The sequence below is a fragment of the Paenibacillus sp. A14 genome (assembly GCF_036864815.1).
Lineage (GTDB): Bacteria > Bacillota > Bacilli > Paenibacillales > Paenibacillaceae > Fontibacillus > Fontibacillus sanfengchensis.
Map to the genome: position 1 here is coordinate 583728 of NZ_JBAGJD010000002.1, position 18988 is coordinate 602715.

The 18988-nt window shown below is 49.8% G+C and carries 15 protein-coding genes, 1 riboswitch and 1 other annotated feature; of the genes, 3 read left to right on the plus strand and 12 right to left on the minus strand.

The features are described 5' to 3' along the window. Positions 1 to 12 precede the first annotated feature (12 nt). A complete protein-coding gene (locus V4U88_RS06965) occupies positions 13 to 813 on the plus strand; it encodes an ABC transporter ATP-binding protein (RefSeq protein WP_334072538.1) in 801 nt (266 codons plus the stop codon). Between the two features lie 75 nt (positions 814 to 888). Here V4U88_RS06965 and V4U88_RS06970 read toward each other — a convergent pair whose 3' ends face one another. Next, positions 889 to 1326 carry a methyl-accepting chemotaxis protein gene (locus V4U88_RS06970; RefSeq protein ID WP_334072539.1) on the minus strand — a complete coding sequence of 146 codons (438 nt, stop codon included), beginning with the start codon at positions 1324 to 1326 and terminating at the stop codon, positions 889 to 891. Between the two features lie 283 nt (positions 1327 to 1609). Here V4U88_RS06970 and V4U88_RS06975 point away from each other — a divergent pair, with 283 nt between their 5' ends. Beyond that, entirely contained in the window at positions 1610 to 2563 is a 954-nt protein-coding gene (locus tag V4U88_RS06975) for a hypothetical protein (protein ID WP_334072540.1), read from the plus strand. Positions 2564 to 2577: 14 nt separating this feature from the next. Here the strand turns inward: V4U88_RS06975 and helD are convergent, their stop codons facing one another. The 3 genes from helD to hprK form a co-directional block, all read right to left on the minus strand. After that, entirely contained in the window at positions 2578 to 5007 is a 2430-nt protein-coding gene (gene helD, locus V4U88_RS06980; RefSeq protein WP_334072541.1) for an RNA polymerase recycling motor HelD, read from the minus strand. 245 nt (positions 5008 to 5252) lie between these two features. Then, positions 5253 to 6014: an AAC(3) family N-acetyltransferase gene (locus V4U88_RS06985; RefSeq protein ID WP_334072542.1), complete on the minus strand. Its 762-nt coding sequence runs from the start codon at positions 6012 to 6014 to the stop codon at positions 5253 to 5255. A gap of 57 nt (positions 6015 to 6071) precedes the next feature. Next, positions 6072 to 6986 (minus strand): HPr(Ser) kinase/phosphatase, encoded by a 915-nt coding sequence (gene hprK, locus V4U88_RS06990; protein WP_334072543.1) that lies wholly within the window; start codon positions 6984 to 6986, stop codon positions 6072 to 6074. Between the two features lie 251 nt (positions 6987 to 7237). Here hprK and V4U88_RS06995 point away from each other — a divergent pair, with 251 nt between their 5' ends. Continuing rightward, positions 7238 to 9283, plus strand: coding sequence for a serine hydrolase (locus V4U88_RS06995; protein ID WP_334072544.1), 2046 nt, complete (start codon positions 7238 to 7240; stop codon positions 9281 to 9283). A 299-nt stretch (positions 9284 to 9582) separates the two neighbouring features. On the opposite strand, the gene V4U88_RS07000 is transcribed toward V4U88_RS06995, so the two are convergent. From V4U88_RS07000 to V4U88_RS07035, 8 genes are all read right to left on the minus strand, one after another. Next, the gene (locus tag V4U88_RS07000) at positions 9583 to 10974 is read right to left on the minus strand and encodes an amino acid permease (RefSeq protein ID WP_334072545.1); all 1392 of its coding nucleotides are present in this window, start codon (positions 10972 to 10974) and stop codon (positions 9583 to 9585) included. A gap of 157 nt (positions 10975 to 11131) precedes the next feature. After that, positions 11132 to 11211, minus strand: a riboswitch (glycine riboswitch). Positions 11212 to 11385: 174 nt separating this feature from the next. Further along, the gene (locus V4U88_RS07005; RefSeq protein ID WP_334072546.1) at positions 11386 to 12891 is read right to left on the minus strand and encodes a malate:quinone oxidoreductase; all 1506 of its coding nucleotides are present in this window, start codon (positions 12889 to 12891) and stop codon (positions 11386 to 11388) included. Between the two features lie 249 nt (positions 12892 to 13140). Continuing rightward, entirely contained in the window at positions 13141 to 13488 is a 348-nt protein-coding gene (locus V4U88_RS07010; RefSeq protein WP_334072547.1) for a darcynin family protein, read from the minus strand. A 76-nt stretch (positions 13489 to 13564) separates the two neighbouring features. After that, entirely contained in the window at positions 13565 to 14167 is a 603-nt protein-coding gene (locus V4U88_RS07015) for a Crp/Fnr family transcriptional regulator (RefSeq protein ID WP_334072548.1), read from the minus strand. Between the two features lie 2 nt (positions 14168 to 14169). Next, positions 14170 to 14490 carry a hypothetical protein gene (locus tag V4U88_RS07020; RefSeq protein WP_334072549.1) on the minus strand — a complete coding sequence of 107 codons (321 nt, stop codon included), beginning with the start codon at positions 14488 to 14490 and terminating at the stop codon, positions 14170 to 14172. A 170-nt stretch (positions 14491 to 14660) separates the two neighbouring features. Next, entirely contained in the window at positions 14661 to 16331 is a 1671-nt protein-coding gene (gene leuA, locus V4U88_RS07025; RefSeq protein ID WP_334072550.1) for a 2-isopropylmalate synthase, read from the minus strand. 81 nt (positions 16332 to 16412) lie between these two features. Beyond that, positions 16413 to 16801, minus strand: a binding site (T-box leader). 93 nt (positions 16802 to 16894) lie between these two features. Then, positions 16895 to 17287: a nuclear transport factor 2 family protein gene (locus V4U88_RS07030; protein ID WP_334072551.1), complete on the minus strand. Its 393-nt coding sequence runs from the start codon at positions 17285 to 17287 to the stop codon at positions 16895 to 16897. Positions 17288 to 17764: 477 nt separating this feature from the next. Next, positions 17765 to 18958: a YhgE/Pip domain-containing protein gene (locus V4U88_RS07035; RefSeq protein WP_334072552.1), complete on the minus strand. Its 1194-nt coding sequence runs from the start codon at positions 18956 to 18958 to the stop codon at positions 17765 to 17767. Between the last annotated feature and the right edge of the window lie 30 nt (positions 18959 to 18988).

The following is an 18988-nucleotide window of genomic DNA, read 5'->3' on the forward strand; positions in this document are numbered from 1 at the left end:
AGGAGGAGGCCCATGTCTCTCTCACTATCAGCCCAGCAAATCGAATACCGACAGTCCGCAGCTTTTTCCCTTCAGAGTTTGTCCATGCAGTTTCAAGCGGGGAAGATTACGAGCATTATCGGTCCGAACGGTTCCGGAAAATCCACGCTGCTGCGCTTAATGTCCAATCTGGCTCACCCCGACAAGGGGACTGTAATGCTTGACGGCAAAGAGATATCGGGGATTCATCCGAAAAAACTAGCCCGGACGATGACGATGCTGACGCAATCGCCAAACCTGGACTTGGAGTTGACCGTTCACGACTTGGTCTCGCACGGACGGCTGCCGCATCGGAAATGGTACGAGAAGCTGACCGGCGAGGATCATGAGCGGATTGACTGGGCGATCTCTATCACCAATTTGAAGCATTTGCAGCATCAATCCGTTCATCGGTTGTCCGGCGGCGAAAGACAGCGGGCATGGATTGCCATGGCCGTTGTCCAATCGCCTAAAGTTCTCTTGTTAGACGAGCCGACGACATACCTCGATATCTCCCATCAGATGGAAGTGCTTGAACTGGTGCAGTACCTGAATCAAGCCTTGGGTATGACAGTGGTGATGGTGCTGCACGATATCAATCAGGCGGCCAAATATAGCGATGAGCTCGTAGTGATGAAGGATGGGACGATTTATTCATCCGGCAAACCGCTTGAGATTATACATCCTGCGCTGTTTGAGGATGTCTTTCTGATTGAAGCCAAGGTTCATCAGGAGAATGGGGTCCCTTTCTTTACCCCCGTACGTCTGCTGCGCAAAAGATACGATGACAGGTAAGCGAAATACCCTATTTGGGCATGTTGGGGAGCGACTTCCAGCCAAGATGCCCGGGGGCCCATCGGATGCTCCTATTTAAATAGTTGCAGCAACGTTTCGTGCCTGTTCATCCAGCTTCTGGGCAAAATCCACAACGCTGTCGAAGTCACCCAGGGTCACACGAATCTGTTGTTGGCTTTCCTCCACAGAAGACTGGACGCGCCCGATCCCTTCCGAAATCTCGGAAACCTCCCTTGCAATACCGTTGACCGTTCCTTGAATTCTGGTGATGGATTCTGTCACCTCGTTGGCCAGCTTGCGCACTTCTGTGGCCACGACATTAAACCTTCTGCCATACGGCCCCGCATGGGCTGCCTCGATGGCGGCATTCAGGGCGAGCAGATGGGTCTGAGAGGCGATGTCCCGGATCGTCCGCACAATTCCCTGGATGGACTTGGCCTGCTCATGGAGCTTGGCCACGTTCCGCTCCAGCGCCCTGAGGACCAATTCGTCCGTTACCGCCTGGTTCTTCATAACTAAGTTTGTCGACCTCCACTATAAAAATAAGCAACACATCTCCAGTTTAACAACGCGATCTGGACAATAAATATACAGGGCCAAGAGGATTCCCCCTGCAGGTGTCGAAAACTCTCAGGGAAGCAGCAGACTTTTTCCAAATAAATGGGGGATATAACGGATGAACCTTCAATCACTCTTTCACGAATATCTGAATCTGAAATTCAATAGAGGTTTACAACCCGTGCAAACGGACAGTTTCGAATATAGCTTTTGTGAAGACGGTAGAACAGCGTTGTTCTTGACCGGTCGTGATGACGAGATCTTTACGGACTGGACGGACGAATTACAGCCGAGAGATCCCCATTACATCATGAACCCCGACTGGGAGCCTGTGCTCTCGGATATTTTCAAACAGATGGATGTATATGATGAACTGATATTTTACTACCTGCTGTTTACGATCAACACGACGACGACCATAGCCAATAGCAATCCATACGGCGCAATGAACGATTTCATGAAAAACTATTGTTTTTTTCAGTTCGCTCAATTGGCGAATGCGTCCGCCTTACATGAGGAACAGAGGCATCAGTTAAGGGGCTTCTTCTTCTTTTTCTACCTTTACGCCCACCCGGTGAACGAGGAAACCCTCTATGCGTTCTCCTTCAGCGGGCAGGATTTGGTTCATACGAAGACCCGGATCAATATGGAGCGGTACTTCTCCTTGTATCACGATTACTACAGCGAGAATCTCGGCAAGTTCAGCGGGAAAATAAACCTGTCCCCCCAAGAAATCGAAGCGTGCAAAAACCTCACGTTGGAGCTGTTAAGATCCATCGAAGGGAAATCCGCCAAGCTCGTCTTGCCGCCGGAAGATGGATTGGAGGACGTGCTGCGGTTGGTCAATCACGTTGACGCGTTGATCCGTGCTTATTCGGAGAATAAAACCCGGGTATTCGAGATGATGGCCGGATTCCTCTCCGACCTCCGCTCCAACCCTTACCGTGATCACTGTTTCCGGACGCTGCTTCAAAATTATGTTTGTTACATTCTCTATTTTAAATTTGATGAGATTCATCATTTGGTGGATTACTTTAAAAACACTCCCACATGGTGCGAGAAGATAATTAACCATATATTTGCGGATACCATCTTTGTGCAGCGAATCATGAGGCTTAACCATATCGATATTTCCGAGTATAAACAGGTGATCGCGTATTTTGGAGCAGAGGCCCGGAGGATTTATCTGTAGGCCCAAAATTCTCTCTATAATTCCTCGACCTCATACAAAGACATATCCAATCCCTGAACGAACGGAGTCCACTCTCCTGTGGAGTACAGCAGCAGCCGATGCATGGCGCGAGTGCATGCCGTATAAAACAGCTTGCGCTCGCTCTCCGCATGATAGGTCCGCGAGGATGCGTCATAGATGAGCACCGCGTCAAATTCAACCCCCTTGGCAAGGTATACGGGGAGAATCAACGTGCCTTGTTCGAAAGTGGGCGTGCTTTTCGTCACATGTTTCAGCCCCCGGCATCCCTGGGACAGCAGGAAATCATAGGCTTCCCGGCTTTCGGCCGCCGTCTTCGTAACGATGCCGATGGAGACCAAGCCCTCCGCTCGAAGCTCGGCTATGTGCTCCGCTATCCGCGCCGTCCGCTTCTCTACGCTGCCCAATCTGGACAGCAGCGGCTTCCGTCCGCTCCGTTCAAAGGCCACAATCTCCTTGCCGTCCGGCAGCAGCGACTTCGTGAATGACACGATCTCGCGGGTCGAGCGGTAACTGCGAATCAGGCGAAATAAGCTTGTTTCCGCCTCCCCGTAAAGCCGGAGAAGCGGCGAGTGTTCGCCGTACAGCTCCGTGGCCTGAGCGAAGATGGCCTGGCCGAAATCGCCGAGCACCGTCATGCGGGCACGGGGAAACATTTTTTTGAGAAACTCGTATTGAAACAGCGAATAATCCTGACCCTCATCGACAAAAACATGCCGGATCTCCGTGTTCGTCCGGACGCCCTCTATGAGTTCTTTCAGATACAGGTATGGTGTCGCATCTTCATAGAACAGTTCCATCCGGCCGAGCTTCTCCCGGGTCTGCCCGCAGATTTCCGCCCAATGCGAAGGAATTCCAGCGCTGTCAGCGCTATCGGTCATCTCCCTGAACGTATCCTCTTCCTCAAACAACTGGCCGTACAACCCAACCATATCTATGAAACTCATCCGCTTCACGCTTCGTTTCAGTGGTTTGAATTGTTCCTTGACGATCATCCGCCGCAGCAATTGCTCCTCCCGGTCGGCATAGTCGAAATCGGCTTCATCCGGCCTCCGCTCCCCCTGCAGCATTTCGCGGACTTCCTCATATTGTTCGGCAAAGTCAAACACGCCCCGCTCCTTGTGCAGTTGTTGAAACGCTTCGGCGTACTGATCTTTGTCGTGATAGTCCAACTCCTCCTGCACCCACAGTTCTTCCCGTTCCTTGCTTTCCAGCGAAGCCAATTCGCGCAGCAGCCACTCCTGCAGCATGGCAATCCGGTTGTTCATGCGGATGGAAGGGTCAAAACTGTAGAACTTGGATTTCATCTGCTCGGCCGTGATGAGATCACGATCGCGGAACCGGATGCTGTGGAATCGCATGCCCTCATGCTCCAACCACACCGCGTAATTCCCGAGAGCTTGAAGGAACACGGCCGACGCTTTATATTCAATGCCTTGAACCCGGGCCTCATACCCTTCACCGGAAGCCCCCGTCAAAACATATTCGATCTGATCGAAGGGGTCCTCCACTTGAAACGTCCCGCCCAGCCAGTAGTCGAGATACTCCTGGAAGGTCGTTTGCTGCATATTTTCCTCACCAAGCTCGGGAAGAACCGTAGAGACGTAGCTATTGAACATCGGGTTAGGCGAAAAAAGAACGATTTGATCCGCCTTCAGCCGCTCCCGGTGTTTATACAGCAAGTACGCTGCCCGCTGCAGCGCCGCCGAGGTCTTTCCGCTTCCGGCAGCCCCTTGAACGATCAGCATTCGGCTTTTGTCCTCGCGGATGATGGCGTTCTGCTCCTTTTGAATCGTCGCGACGATGCTCTTCATCTGATGGTCCGCACCCTTGCCGAGCACCTGCTGCAGCAACTCATCGCCGATCGTCACGCTCGTATCGAATACGTTTCGCAGTTCGCCCTCCCGGATTTGATACTGCCGTTTCAGCTTCATCATACCGGTGATCGTTCCGCCCGGGGTATCGTACGCCGCCGCTCCCGGGGAATGATCGTAGTACATGCTCGCAATCGGGGTGCGCCAATCGTACACCAGAAAACTCATCCCGTCGGTATCGACGAAGGAGGATACGCCGATGTAGACCTGCTCGGTAAAACTCATGCCCTCCTCATGAAAATCGATACGCCCGAAGTAAGGGGATGCCAGCAGCCGCTGCATATTTTTCCACTGCTGCATACGCAGACGGTGGCTCCGCTCCCGCTCGGACAATAGCGCTTCCTGCTGCCGGATACTGTAGAAGGTCTCTTCAAAATCCTCATCCGTGCCGGTGTTGACAGTCACTTCTTCCCAAAACTGCCTGCGTATACCCGCCACCTGTTCATGCAGCCCGGACACCTCCGGTTCCAGTTCGGCGATCCTGCCTTGCAGCTTTTCCGTAACCCTATCCAGCCGCTCCCGCTCTTGTCTCCAATCCTCGGCGCTGATCATCTTCTGTCTACATCCCTTCATTCAATTTTTGAAAAATACGATTTGACAAACCGAAATGCCATATGGTAAGATTAAAGTGTAAATAAGATGGGTTAATCTTGCTTTTTTTCAAATAATTCGATAGCGGTTCTCCAATCATATCACAGCATATCTTTGTGCGCAACTTTAAACCGTCATAATTAAACCCGGCAGATCCGCCGGGTTTTTGATTTTTTTATGCGACTTGCTTCTTTATAAGACCCGCCTCAGTCCTCCAAGGGATTGTTATCCGAAAACAAATCCGGATTGTGCTTGAGCATTTCGATGATTACTTTCTCCACCCTAGCCGCATCACAAACCCTTACAACAGCGTCGCCCAACCGGCCCTTATACATCGCGCCTTTGCTTTCCAGGATCTCATCCACTTTCCAAAAATGCTCGGACCATGACAACCCGCAATGTCTGCGGGAAGGTACCGGTATTTCTGTTCCGTCGGGCAAAACCGTGTAAAGCGTCTCATGATCATCCGTTAATCTACCCGGGATGTCGGCCCATTCTTCAACGCCATGAATAAAGGTATTGCGTCTTAAATCGACCCCCACCAACAATATGGTCGCGTTTCGGTCGAGCAACTTCCCCCAGGCGGAGCCTCTTGCGCAGGGCGTATCAAAACAATGATCGTCTTTCGTGAACTCCAGGGCATCCCGACCTAACGCCGCCACCGAGTGGGTGGGGTGTAACGAACGCACTGCACCGGGCCGTTTCCGAAAAAGTTCGGGTAATATCCCGATGCAAGAGGGCGTCCGGTCCACGTAGAATCTCGGATTATCCGCATTGATGGAGGACCAGGTATGGGTAGGCAACACCAGCAGCCCGTCCTTCATATACGCGGTAAACGCATCCAAGACAGTATCCGCGCCACCCTCGACCGGACCCATGCTTTTCAGCGAGGAATGGATCAGCATCGTTCCTTTGCCGTCAATCCCCATGTGCTCTAGCTGCTTTATTAAACTCTCTTTCGTGTGCATGTTCTTTTTTCCTCCGACCACTTTTTCAAAAACTTGCCCAACAGATGCCGAGAAAGCCTACTGCAGCTTGTTCTCGATCCGCTGCATGAACTCCTCGGCTGCGCTGTAACCGAGCTGTTTGAGATACCAGTTGTTCGCCGCCGCCTCGATTAAACCGGCTACATCCCGTCCCGGCTGAAGCTGGATTTCAATGTGCGGAATTTGGACGCCAAGATATTCGGTGAACTGAGGCACCACCTCCAGCTCATTGTTCAGCGAATTTTCCTTCCATGGAGACAGCTCGATGTCGAGCACGATACGCGTCTCGTCCTGAAATGCCCGGCGCCCATATTGGCGAACGACATTGATCAATCCGACGCTGCGCAGGGCAAGAAACTCGCGTGTCGTCTCATTGTGTGTTCCGAGAAGCGTCGAAGGGCCCAGCTTCTTGAGGACCACAATATCGTCCGCCACAAAGCGGTGCCCCCTGCGAATGAGCGTATGGGCGGTCTCGCTTTTGCCGATTCCGGATTTGCCCCGAAGCAGGATACCTATCCCCGAAACATTCACGCAGACCCCATGAATCGACAACTCCGGCGCCAATGCCTTCACCAGATAGTTATCCAGCTTGGCGATAAACTCCGTTGTCGTCTCGGACGTGCGTAGGAGCGGTATGCCCTCCTGGTCGCAGAACAGAGTTAGATAGGGAATCTCCTGCTGCCCTGACGTCACAATAAAACAAGGCGGTTGATATTTGACAATGTTTCCGATATGAAGCTTGCGTTCCTCTATGCTGAGCGTCAATAAATAGGTGATCTCCTTGCGGCCGAGCACTTGCACTCGCTCCATCGGAAAAAAATCAAAATACCCGACAAACTCCAGTCCGGGTCTGTGCGTCCGTGGACGGGTTATCAAGCGGTCCATTCGGCCGGCTCCCGCGAGCACTTCCAATTGGAACGATTCTGCAAGGCTTTGGACGGTAATCGATTTCATGTAGTTCTCCTCCTGCTGCTAGGGCGTACCCGAAATATACCGATTCATCGATACTTTGTTCTGGATATATTCCACGACCGATCGGTGCATTCCTGCCCCATATTCTTATATGTCACTGGATGTTTTAATTCGCAAATATTTGCGCGACAACGCAAAATATCATGCGGTATACACGGATTTGCGCCAGTTTACTATTTGATATATTGATATTGCCTATCCCGCACCTAATACATTTTGAGGAGAAAAAATCGATGAAAATCATCATTCCCAAAGGAATCACCCCAGCTATCCTGACAACGGCCATCCTGATTGGATGGACTGCGGCCGCGCCAAGCCTACCCGTTGCAGCCGCACAAGACCCTATCGCGTCGGCGCAGACCGCGTCAACCGCTTCGAAGAAGACCATTCCCGTCACCGCCGAGTCGGTGGAACAGTTTGCCGATGCTTATTTTTCGCGTCCCGATGTTAAAGAACGGCTCAAGGGCGCACTCTTTCTTGTCGTTAAAGATGATAAAATCCTGCTCAATAAAGGATACGGTTATGCCGATGCGGCCGCAAAAAAGCCGGTTGACCCCGATACCACGGTTTTCAGAATGGCGTCCATTTCCAAAGTCTTTACAGCAGCGGCCGTCATGCAGCTCGCCGAGCAAGGCAAAATCGATCTGGAGCGCGACATCTCCGAATATATGGCGGGTATCACCATCCCTAATCAAACAGGATCCCCGCTGACGATGAAACATCTGTTAACCCATACAACCGGGTACGACTATACAGAGGGTTCCGCAGCTGCGAACCGCACTTCTCTGGAGCGCTACGTCAAAGAAAACATACCGACCGTCATACGTAAGCCTGGAGAAGCCTACCGTTATGACAATATCGCTTACGTACAACAGGGTTATATCGTACAAAATGTGGCGAAGCTCCCGTTTGAAACTTATACGAAAGAGCACATTTTAAAACCGCTCGGCATGAACAGATCCGATTTTGTAATGAGTGACGAGATCCAAGCCAATCTGGCCAAGGGGTATGATCCTGAAGGCAACGAGATTCCTTTGTACGAGAATACCCCCTATATCGATCCCACCGGAGGATTATTCTCAACCGGGAGCGATATGGCCAAATTTATCATAGCGATGCTGAATGACGGCAAGCTCGGGGAGACCCGGATATTGCAGGAACAAACCGCCCGGACCATGAAATCCTTTCAATTCGGCGTTCATTCCGAGCTGCCTGTGATGGCTTATGGGTTCGAGTCCTTCTTTAACCACCTTCACAACGGAGAGGACGTCATCGGGAAAGGCGGGGATCTTGCCGGAGCTCACTCCTGGATGTGGATGCTGCCCGAGCACAAAGTAGGTGCGATGGTGATCGTAAACGGCGAGGCCATAGACCCTAGAGTCGAACTGTTCGCCGCCTTCATGCAGCAGTTTTATCCCGATCAACGCTCTGTCGCAACGCCTCAACTTCAACGGGCACAAGAACAACAAGCACCTTTGACCCGGTTTGAAGGCACTTACCGCAACCTGCGGAATCCGCAGGCGATCTCGCGTATTACGGCCAGTCAGGACGGTACTCTTACGGTAAAAGATCAGATGGGCACGCATAAGCTGCAGAAATTGGAGGCGTTGTTGTTTCAAGACGAGGAGGGCATGAAGGCGGGATTTAAAGAGGATAGCGGCGGAGAAATCAGCTACTTCTACTATAATGCCCCGGACAGCTTTTTTGAAAAATTGCCAAACCCTGAGCCCTACAGTGACGTACCTGAGCATCACCCGTACGCCTCTTCGATTTATCTGTTAAAGCAGCTTCGGAAGGTCAGCGATGGCGACCCGAGCACATTCGGGCCAGAGGAAACTTTAACCCGTGCCGAATTCGTGCAAATGCTGGTACAGATCGGCGGATTTCCAATGAGCAAGCAGCCTGTCCGATTCGCCGATTCGGCGGGTCATCGGCTGGCACCGGAAATTCAGACAGCCGTAGAACATTTAGGTGTCGAAGGATTACAGGATGGACGTTTTGAACCGGATCGAGCGATCACGAGGCAGGAAGCCGCTTCATTAGCATGGAAGTTTGCGCAGACGTATAGACCGGACCTGCCGCAAACCGCAAAACTAAGCGGCGAACACCCCTCACCTTGGGCCAGGGAGGCCGTTCAATTTGTAATCGCCGCAAAGCTGTTTGGCCCCGAAGTAGGCATGGGCGCTGACGGGACGGTCGATTATAAGCCAACGCGCCCCATGCTTCGCCAAGAAGCCGCCGCGTTGCTAGCTCCGCTTGCCGTTCCGTCGGGATCGTAGTTGCTCCAACCGCTCTTCGATTAAGCTGATCAGCCGCACTTTCTCTTCGTCAGATATCCATTCCGATAGCCTTGCGGCTGCTATCGGCAGTATCCACTCGCCAATGTCATTGAATCGCAGACCGGAATAGGTAAGATATTGTTCCAAATATACATCGCTGATCGTGGACCTTACCCGTTCAAGTGCACTTTAAACGCTGCAAATACTTCGGCCGTTCGACCCTCACTAATCTTTCTCAATGCCTCATCTCCTAATTTTAAAAGGCCGGTTCCCCGGCCTTCCTGACTGTAGCAAAAGGGTCAAGCGTCTAAAGACTGTTGTTTCTTTACCGCTACGTTGCTGTTTCTCCCCCTTCTTCTTTTACTGCCCGCATACAAAGCAAATAATAGAACAAACCAGAGGGGTGTCAGCAATAATGCCATCCGTGTTTCTTTAGCGACCAACATAATCAGGAGAATGATCGCAAACAATGCCAGGACAACATAATTCACGAACGGCGTAAACGGTGCTTTGAATTTGGAATTCGCGTGCAGTTGCGGCTGCTTTTTCTTATACCGTAAATGACAGACCAGTATGACACCCCAGACCCATATAAAACAAATGGCGCTAATGGTTGTCACGATGCCGAAAGCTTGCTCCGGAACGAGCTTGCTCAAGAGGGCTCCCGCCGAAATGACAAGCGTGGATATGAATAACGCGTTTCTCGGCACATGATTTTTGTTCAGTTTTGCCAAATGGGATGGAGCCTGGTCATTCTTCCCTAGATTGTACATGATACGGCTTGTTGAGAACATCCCGCTGTTGCAGGCGGAAGCGGCCGAAGTTAATACGACAAAGTTGATAATTCCAGCGGCCACCGGAATCCCGACTAAACTGAACGTTTTAACGAACGGACTTTCCGAAGGACTCAGTCCCGTCCAGGGATTAATGCACAAAAGGGCAACCAGCGCACCAACGTAGAAAAATAGAATTCTTAACGGAATTTTATTAATCGCCGAGGGAATATTTTTTTCAGGATTCGCGGTTTCCGCGGCCGATACCCCTACCAGCTCCACACCGACAAAGGCAAACACGACCATTTGGAACGAGAGTAGGAACCCGGTAATCCCGTGAGGAAAAATTCCTCCATGCTCCCATATGTTTTTTACCGTGACCATGCCCGCCTCGGTTTTAAATCCTATGATCAGCAAAACAACCCCGATGGCGATTAAAGCAAGGATCGTCACCACTTTAATTAAGGCAAACCAAAATTCCAATTCTCCGAAACTTTTCACGGTCAGCAGATTGAGCCCCAATAAAATAATTAGACAGATGACAGCCGGGATCCATTGCGGGATATTAAACCAGTACTGTACATATACCCCGACGGCGATCACATCGGCCATAGCGGTCATAATCCAGCAAAACCAATAGGTCCATCCGGTTACAAACGCGGCCCTTGGTCCGAGATAGTCCTCGGCAATGTCGGTAAAAGATTGATATCCCGCTTTCGACAACAGGAGCTCTCCGAGCGCTCTCATCACAAAAAACACAGCGATCCCCACGATGAAATAAGCCAAAATAATGGACGGCCCCGCCAGTTGAATCGCTTTGCCCGATCCGAGAAACAAACCGGTACCAATGGTGCCGCCAATGGCAATAAGTTGGACATGTCGATTCGCTAAATCTCTCTTCAATTCTTGTTGTGCCATACCTAACTCCCCCTTAATCAATTAAATCCATTCATGTGAAATGATGAACAACCATGAACGCCAATAAAAAAAGAGATTGGATCACTCCAATCTCATGGTCATAAGAATAATAAATAAAGTTTGTTATTCAAATTTAAGAAATAACAAATAGATTATTTAATACTCTCCTGTCCTTTTGCCTGAGATGGTGAACCCTTCGGCGCCGCGGAACCCCGCGGTCTCTCCAGAAGCCGCTCCTGCTATGGTACGATCCATAGCGATCATAGCTTGCTTGCTATTCAATTTTCACTTTAAATATTTTTCAATACTACTCCCGGCAGCCTGACTTTGTCAATAACATAAATTTCATGTTGGGATCCGCCCAGTAAAACAAAAAGCCAAGCACGGCTTGATGCCGGCCTAGCTTTTTTGTTAAATCACAATGGCTCGTTTTTCTTCCGTTAAGCCGAGCGCCTTCGCGGTTTCCGGATCGATTTGGCGGAAAAGGTCCGGGTTTTCCGACAGCGATAAGCCATAGGACGGGATCATTTCCTTAATCTTTGGCTCCCAAGCTTTCAAATGCTGCGGGAAGCATTTTTTGATGACCTCAAGCATGACGTGAACGGCCGTCGAAGCCCCCGGAGAAGCGCCCAGCAATGCGGCAACCGAGCCATCGGCGGCACTCACTACCTCCGTGCCGAATTGAAGCGTTCCTTTACCGCCCTCCACTGTATCTTTAATAACCTGTACGCGTTGGCCGGCGACGACCAGCTCCCAATCTTCACTCTTGGCGCTAGGGATGAACTCGCGCAATTCATTCATGCGCTGTTCTTTGGACAGCATCAGCTGCTGGATGAGGTATTTCGTCAGTGACATCTCTTTCGCGCCCGCCGCCAACATCGTCAAGAGATTATGCGGTTTTACGGATGTGATTAAATCGAACATGGATCCCGTTTTTAGAAACTTGGGAGAAAAGCCGGCAAACGGTCCAAAAAGCAGCGATTTCCGGTTGTCGATATATCTGGTATCCAGATGCGGAACCGACATGGGCGGAGCGCCCACCGAAGCTTTGCCGTACACTTTCGCATGATGCTGCTGGACGACCTCCGGGTTATTGCACACCAGGAATATTCCGCTGACCGGAAATCCCCCAATCCGTTTTCCTTCGGGAATGCCGGATTTTTGCAGCAGGTGCAGGCTTCCTCCACCAGCCCCGATAAAGACAAACTTTGCGGTATGGCGTTCGACGGCACCGCTGTCCAGATTTTTTACTTTTAATTCCCACAATCCGTCAGGGGTACGCTTCATATGGGTAACACTATGTTTGTAGCGGACTTCGGCATGGTGAGCCTTTAAGTGGTCGAACAACATCCGCGTCAAAGCGCCAAAGTTCACATCCGTACCGGAATCGATCTTGGTCGCCGCCACCGGTTCGGTAGAACTGCGGTTTTTCATCATGAGCGGAAGCCATTCCCTCAGTTTTCCGGGATCATCGGAGAATTCCATCCCGTGAAACAGGGGGTGGTTGGACAGGGCTTCAAAACGCCGCTTTAAAAACTTGACGTTCTGCTCCCCGCGAACATAACTCAAATGAGGCAGCGGCATGATAAAGTCGCCGGGATTATGGATCAGCTGGCTGTTTACCAAGTAAGCCCAAAACTGCTTGGAGATTTGAAATTGCTCATTCACTTTGATGGCTTTGCTGATATCTATGGATCCGTCAGGCCGCTCAACGGTATAGTTAAGTTCGCACAGGGCGGCATGCCCCGTTCCCGCATTATTCCATTCGTTCGAACTTTCCTCCCCCGCGCGGGAGAGTTTTTCAAAAACCGTGATTTTCCAGTCCGGCGCTAATTCTTTTAACAGGGTTCCCAACGTTGCGCTCATAATTCCGGCACCAATCAAGACAACATCTGTACTAGTTTGTCCGTAACTCATTCTACCCTTCCTCACCCTAGAATTTGCCGAAACGATGTAAGCGCTCTCGCCCCGGCATCGCCATAAACCCGTCTCAAGTTCACCCACATCATTCTCATATAAATATCATATGGTCCTAGTGTATCAATAGTGCCGCTAGATTTAAATATTTATTTCTAAGATATTTATAATTTATGCGAAAGACCGGCGGAATTTTACAAAAATAGAAAAAGCAACGCCTTTGACTGCGTCAAAGACGTTGCTTGCAGCTTAGTGTCGCTCGTCCAAGTTAAGCATGTCCGATTCGTAGGACTGAAACGCGTTTTCCAAACCCATAATGACGTCCTTAATCTTCATGTAACCCCTGGTATACGGGACTGAATCCCGAATTTCTTCCCACATATAGTGATAAGGCTTCATATCATTCGTTTCGCATACGATGAAATCCGTATATTCCTTTCCCGGAAGCGCCTCCGCATCAAAAAAGCGCACGCTCACCTGTTCCCTGTATTTTTGAAGAATCCCCTCCAAAGAAGCGGCGTGCTTCCGGCGTTCTTCTCGCGATAAGGCTAGCCAGGAAGGATAAAACTCTACCAAAACAATCATCATATAACGCATTCTGTATACCTCCGCTTTGACAATCTGATCTGAATGTCAGTGTACTCGTTCATCGTCCAGGATGCATTAACATAGGTTAATGCTCGTCGTTACGAAGCAATCTGCTGAGCGAAACAGGGGATATGCCTATATAGGATGCGATATGATATTGAGGAATCCGCTTCTCGAGACCGGGATATTTGAGTAAAAAGGCTTTGTAGCGCTCCAATGCGGAATAACACAATAATTCACGTTCCCGTTCCTCTTTTCTTATGTATAGCCGCTCTACGCTTGTTCGTACAAACCGTTCCCACATCGGGCTTGTATCCATGAGTTCCTTCAGCAGATCATACGAAATCTCAATGACCACCGAGTCCTCCATCGCTTCGATCGAGAAGGCGGACGCTTCTCCCTTTACCATACTGCCGTAGGAAGTCGCAAAATCTTGTTCCAGAGAGAAAGCAACATTATATTCTCTTCCATCGGGCAAGGGGTAAAACAAACGAAATAATCCCTCCGAGCAAAAATAAGCATGGCGCACCCGCTGACCAGCTTCAATGATTCGCGTTCCTTGCCCCACCTTTTTCACGACAGTTCGTTCTACGAACGTATTCCAATCCGCTTCTACAAACGAAAAGACGGAGACCCTGTTTAATAATGAGAGATAATGATGATTTTGGTTTTCAGGTTCCGGAAGCATACTCAAATATACTCCAATACAACTTTTACCAATGCGTTCCCCCGATCGAACCCTTTCTGCTTCTCCAGTTCCAGGTATACGTCGTCTTGATTCAACATCGGTAACCCGTCACCGTTACTCAGCCGATCCAACCGCCGCTGGAGGAATGTACCGATTTCGTACTTCCCGGATTCCTCTGCCCAATCCACCATCAAGACCATTTGTTCACGGATCAAGTCCGATAAAAGTTCGTTATCCTCGACCTGGGAGGAATCCCAATTTCTTTGCATCACACTCAGTTCCTGAGGAGAAAGGAACGTTTCAAGCATTGTTTTACGTTTCATACGATATCCCTCACCTTATTTATTTGGGTAAAGTCCTCCAGTTTATTGGGTCCAAACCAATCTTGGCTTATTTAACAAAAATTGTACCCTATTCCGGAGTGTCAATAGCAAAAGAACCCTTTTGCACCAGGCAAAAGGGCCCCCATTACTGTATAATCTCTTCCGTGGACTTATCCCCGGGCATTCCGGCTAAACTGATTCACGGCACTAAACAGAGCTTTTACGGATGAAGTCATAATATCCACGTCAATGCCGCAGCCCCAATATACGCTGCCGTCCGAAGCCGTAATCCCGATATAAGAAACCGCTTGTGATTTGGAGCCTGTTTCCAGAGCGTGCTCACTGTAGATCAAATCGGTATAGTTCATGCCAAGACCCGTTTGCAGCGCATTGCTGATCGCGTCGAGTCTTCCGTTTCCGGCGCCCTCCATTTCCTTGACTTCATTGCCGGTGCGGATCGTAACGACCGTTTGAAAGCCTTCATCGTCTGTAGAGCGGTATTTGATAAACTCAACAGGGGTGCTGATGTTCACGTATTCCTTCAAGAAAATATCGTAGATCTCCTCGGGCATCAGTTCCTTTTGCTGCTGATCCGATACGTTTTTAACGAAGTATCCGAAGTTTTCGCGCATTTTCGCCGGGAGATCGAGTCCGTACTTCAACTGCAGCACGTACCCGATTCCGCCTTTGCCGGACTGGCTGTTGATGCGGATAATATCGCCTTCATACTCCCTGCCGATATCCTTGGGATCAATGAGCAGGTAAGGGACCGACCAATGCTGCCGTTCCTCTTCCTCACGCCATTTCATGCCTTTGGCAATGGCATCCTGATGCGAACCGGAGAAAGCGGTGAATACCAGCTCGCCTCCGTACGGATGTCTTTCGCTGACTCTCATTTTGGTCAGCCGTTCATAAACGGAGGCAATCGCCGGGAGGTTCTCAAAATTCAGCTTCGGGTCCACCCCGTGGGAGTACATGTTCAGAGCCAGCGTCACAATGTCGACGTTGCCTGTTCTCTCCCCATTCCCGAACAAAGTGCCTTCGACGCGCTGGGCTCCGGCCAGCATCCCCAGCTCCGCATCGGCTACGCCCGTTCCCCTGTCGTTATGCGGATGGAGCGACAAGATCACATGCTTCCGAAAATTCAGGCGCTCGCTCATATACTCGATCTGACTGGCGTAGACGTGAGGCATCGACATGGATACCGTTGCGGGCAGATTGATGATGACCGGATTCTCCGCCGTCGGCTGCCATACGTCGAGCACGCTGTTGCAGATGTCCAGCGCGAAATCGATTTCCGTCCCCGTAAAGCTCTCGGGGGAATACTGGAACTGGAAGTTCCCTTCCGTTTCCTCCGCACACTGCTTCAACAGCTTCGCGCCGTTTATGGCGATGTCGATAATTTCCTGTTTGGATTTGCGGAATACCTGTTCCCGCTGTGCCACTGAGGTCGAGTTGTACAGATGGACGACGGCTTTTTTCGCGCCTTTCAGCGATTCGAACGTTTTGCGGATAATATGCTCTCTCGATTGTGTGAGCACCTGAATCGTGACATCGTCCGGGATCAATTCCTGCTCGATCAAGGTGCGCAAAAAGGTGAACTCCGTTTCCGAGGCCGCGGGAAATCCGACTTCGATTTCCTTGAATCCGATATCTACGAGCATTTTGAAGTATTCCAGCTTTTCCTCCAAATTCATCGGAACGATCAACGCCTGATTCCCGTCGCGAAGGTCGACACTGCACCAGATCGGAGCTTCTGTAATATACTCCTTCCGGGTCCAATTCAAGCTTGTCTCCGGCGGCATAAAATATCCTCTGGCGTACTTTTCAACATTTTTCATGGATATCTTTCCTTTCGTCGATTTTTTGGGTTCATCTGGCGAAGACCGGATGCACAAAAAAAGCCTTTCATCTCCACTAACAACAGAGACGAAAGACTTTGACATCTTACGCGGTACCACTCCGAATTCATGCCGTCGCCCGGCATGCACTCAACGGACACGGGTTTGCAAAGAACGGACAAACCTGGCATCCTCCTGATGATAACGGTCAGGCTCCGGCTCCACCTACTGTAAGAGGTTGTTCAAAAAGTCGTCTTTTGATCACGAAGTGAATCGAGAAGTGACTCGGCATCGAATCTTGAATTCAGCCGGGCCTTCCGGTGCTGAAAAGCCAACTTTTTGAACTCGCACTTTAATGTTTCAGCGAGCAACTCCAAGGCGAGTTCCGATTTTCTTCACGGCTGTTTCACACCGTCCAACAGCTCTCTGTGCGTTTGGAAAACCGTACTATTCCTTTTCAACGTATTTTAATTATTAGAAATAATGCTATATCACCGATATGATGGTGTCAAGTGTAATTTGATCTTTCACCGACAATTGGATGCATGCTGGATGTAAACCTTTTAAAACATGCCATTTTCGTTAGGGGAATTTTCCGGTATCGGCTGGCCTACATCCCATAACTCAACAACCTGGCCATCATGAAAGCGGAAGAAATGCACCACGGCTGCCCCAAGGTCCTCAGGTTTCTGTTTTATATGAGAAAAAACCGCAACGATCTCCCCCTCTTCAATGGCATGCTTGACCTCAAGCATTTTGTTGGGACTCTGGAGGGCATTGTCTTTCATTGCGAGCTTTAGAGAATCCGCATCACCGCGGAAATAGGGATTATGGTGACAGAAGCTCGCACTAATATATCTCCGGTATGCTTCATCTATTTTCCCCGATGCTACGAGCTTCAGAAAGGACACCGCTTTGTCTTTCATGGAGAGGCTTTCTAAAGTATTTTGATCCATAAAAATCAGCCTTTCATTTATTATTTAGCGACGCCCCATTTCCCTAACCTCCGTCGCATGAGCAGCCTTGCAAGAAAGACGAAAATTACGCTAACGGTTGCCACAGCCGTTATTTGCCCTGAAAACGCCGACTTCCCATTCTAACGGTCGCCACGACGCTTATTTTCGCATAAACAGGCTGTTAGGGCGAGAATCCAGGAAAATAACGGTGCTCACGACCGTTAGATTTTCGAAAGGGCTACTTTTCGTTAAATAGCGGCTGCTACAGCCGTTAGACTTCCCTCAGGTGTTAGTACCAGCCGGAAAGCCTGGACTTTTGCAGGAATTCATTCTCGATTACATCAATGCAGGTAAAGTCTGCTCAGATCGTGTGCGGGTTAGTGCAATTTTACTTAGGATAACCACGTGATCGGCGAAATATTGGATATCAAATCAACTTGTAAAGGCACCCGTTAGGGTGCCGGATAGTTGATTTCATCAGGAATTAGGTTGAATTTCCCCCCCTCTTTTCTGTTCGGGTTTACGGGATGGTTTAAAGGCAGAGGCAAGCAAGACCAAAAGGCCCCCCATCCCGATCCAGATTAAGACAAGCGTCGGATGATTCATGCGTAGGCCCTGCCCAAAGAAGAACAACTCGCGCAGTCCTTCAACCATGAAGCGCATCGGCAGCCATGATAATATCCAATCACGGTAAAACGAAGACAATAACTCGGGAGCAAGGCCAAGCAGCGGCGCACCGACAAATAAGAACAATACAAAAATAAACATACCTTTAAATCCAATCCAAGAGAAAACAGCAGAGATCATGAGAAAGAAAGCCAAATAAGCGATGGCCATGAACAAAGCCGCATCCAGGAAATGAGGAATGTGCAAGCCCCAGAGCTTCGCAAACCAGGTGAGGCTAAATCCACTTGCCAAAGCCATAACCGCTCCCCAAAGGACTTGGACTATATTCGCCCGAAGCCGTTCATTACGATTTGCGTAATTAGATTTGTTTTTAACCAGCAAGAAAATCACGCTTCCGATCAGACTGGCCATCCACAAGGGTTGGAACATCGAAATCGGTGAATTCCCGTTTGCACTATGCGTACCGGTTGCATTTACATGGACGACTTCGCTAACGATTGGCGAAACTAATGCGGCTGCTTGTTTCGTCGAGATCGCAGCGCCTTGCCGGTCGAAAGCCGTTAATAGATCACTACGCTTCCTCTCGTTCATGCCATTCACCGCTTGACTTAGCATTTGTTCAGCCATAGCGGATGCCGATGCATTCATGCCCTGATTGACATAAATCCGTACCCGGGGCGAAGACGGGTCCGGCGTCATCAGCGATGCCTGCTTCTCGCTAAAATCACTCGGAATCACCAATGCGGCATAATATTCTTGGTTATTGAGTCCTGCTTTCACTTTCTCTTCATGATCAACTTCGATCCATTTCATCTCCGGCTCTCCATCCGAATTTGCAGAGGTCGCTGACAGAATATTAGACACCATCGTCTCGCCTATATTTGCTTCCGGGACCTCCAAGCCTTCATCCTCATTCACAATGGCTATCGGCAAGTTACGGGGAGTAGGATTGATGCTGGGAATCATGGCAAGGCTAAAAATGAAAATGACCGCCATAACAATAAGGGGTAATGCAACAATTAATTTGTTTTTTAATAAGCTCATAGGTTTCCTCTGTTTTTCTTGCGATTCAGC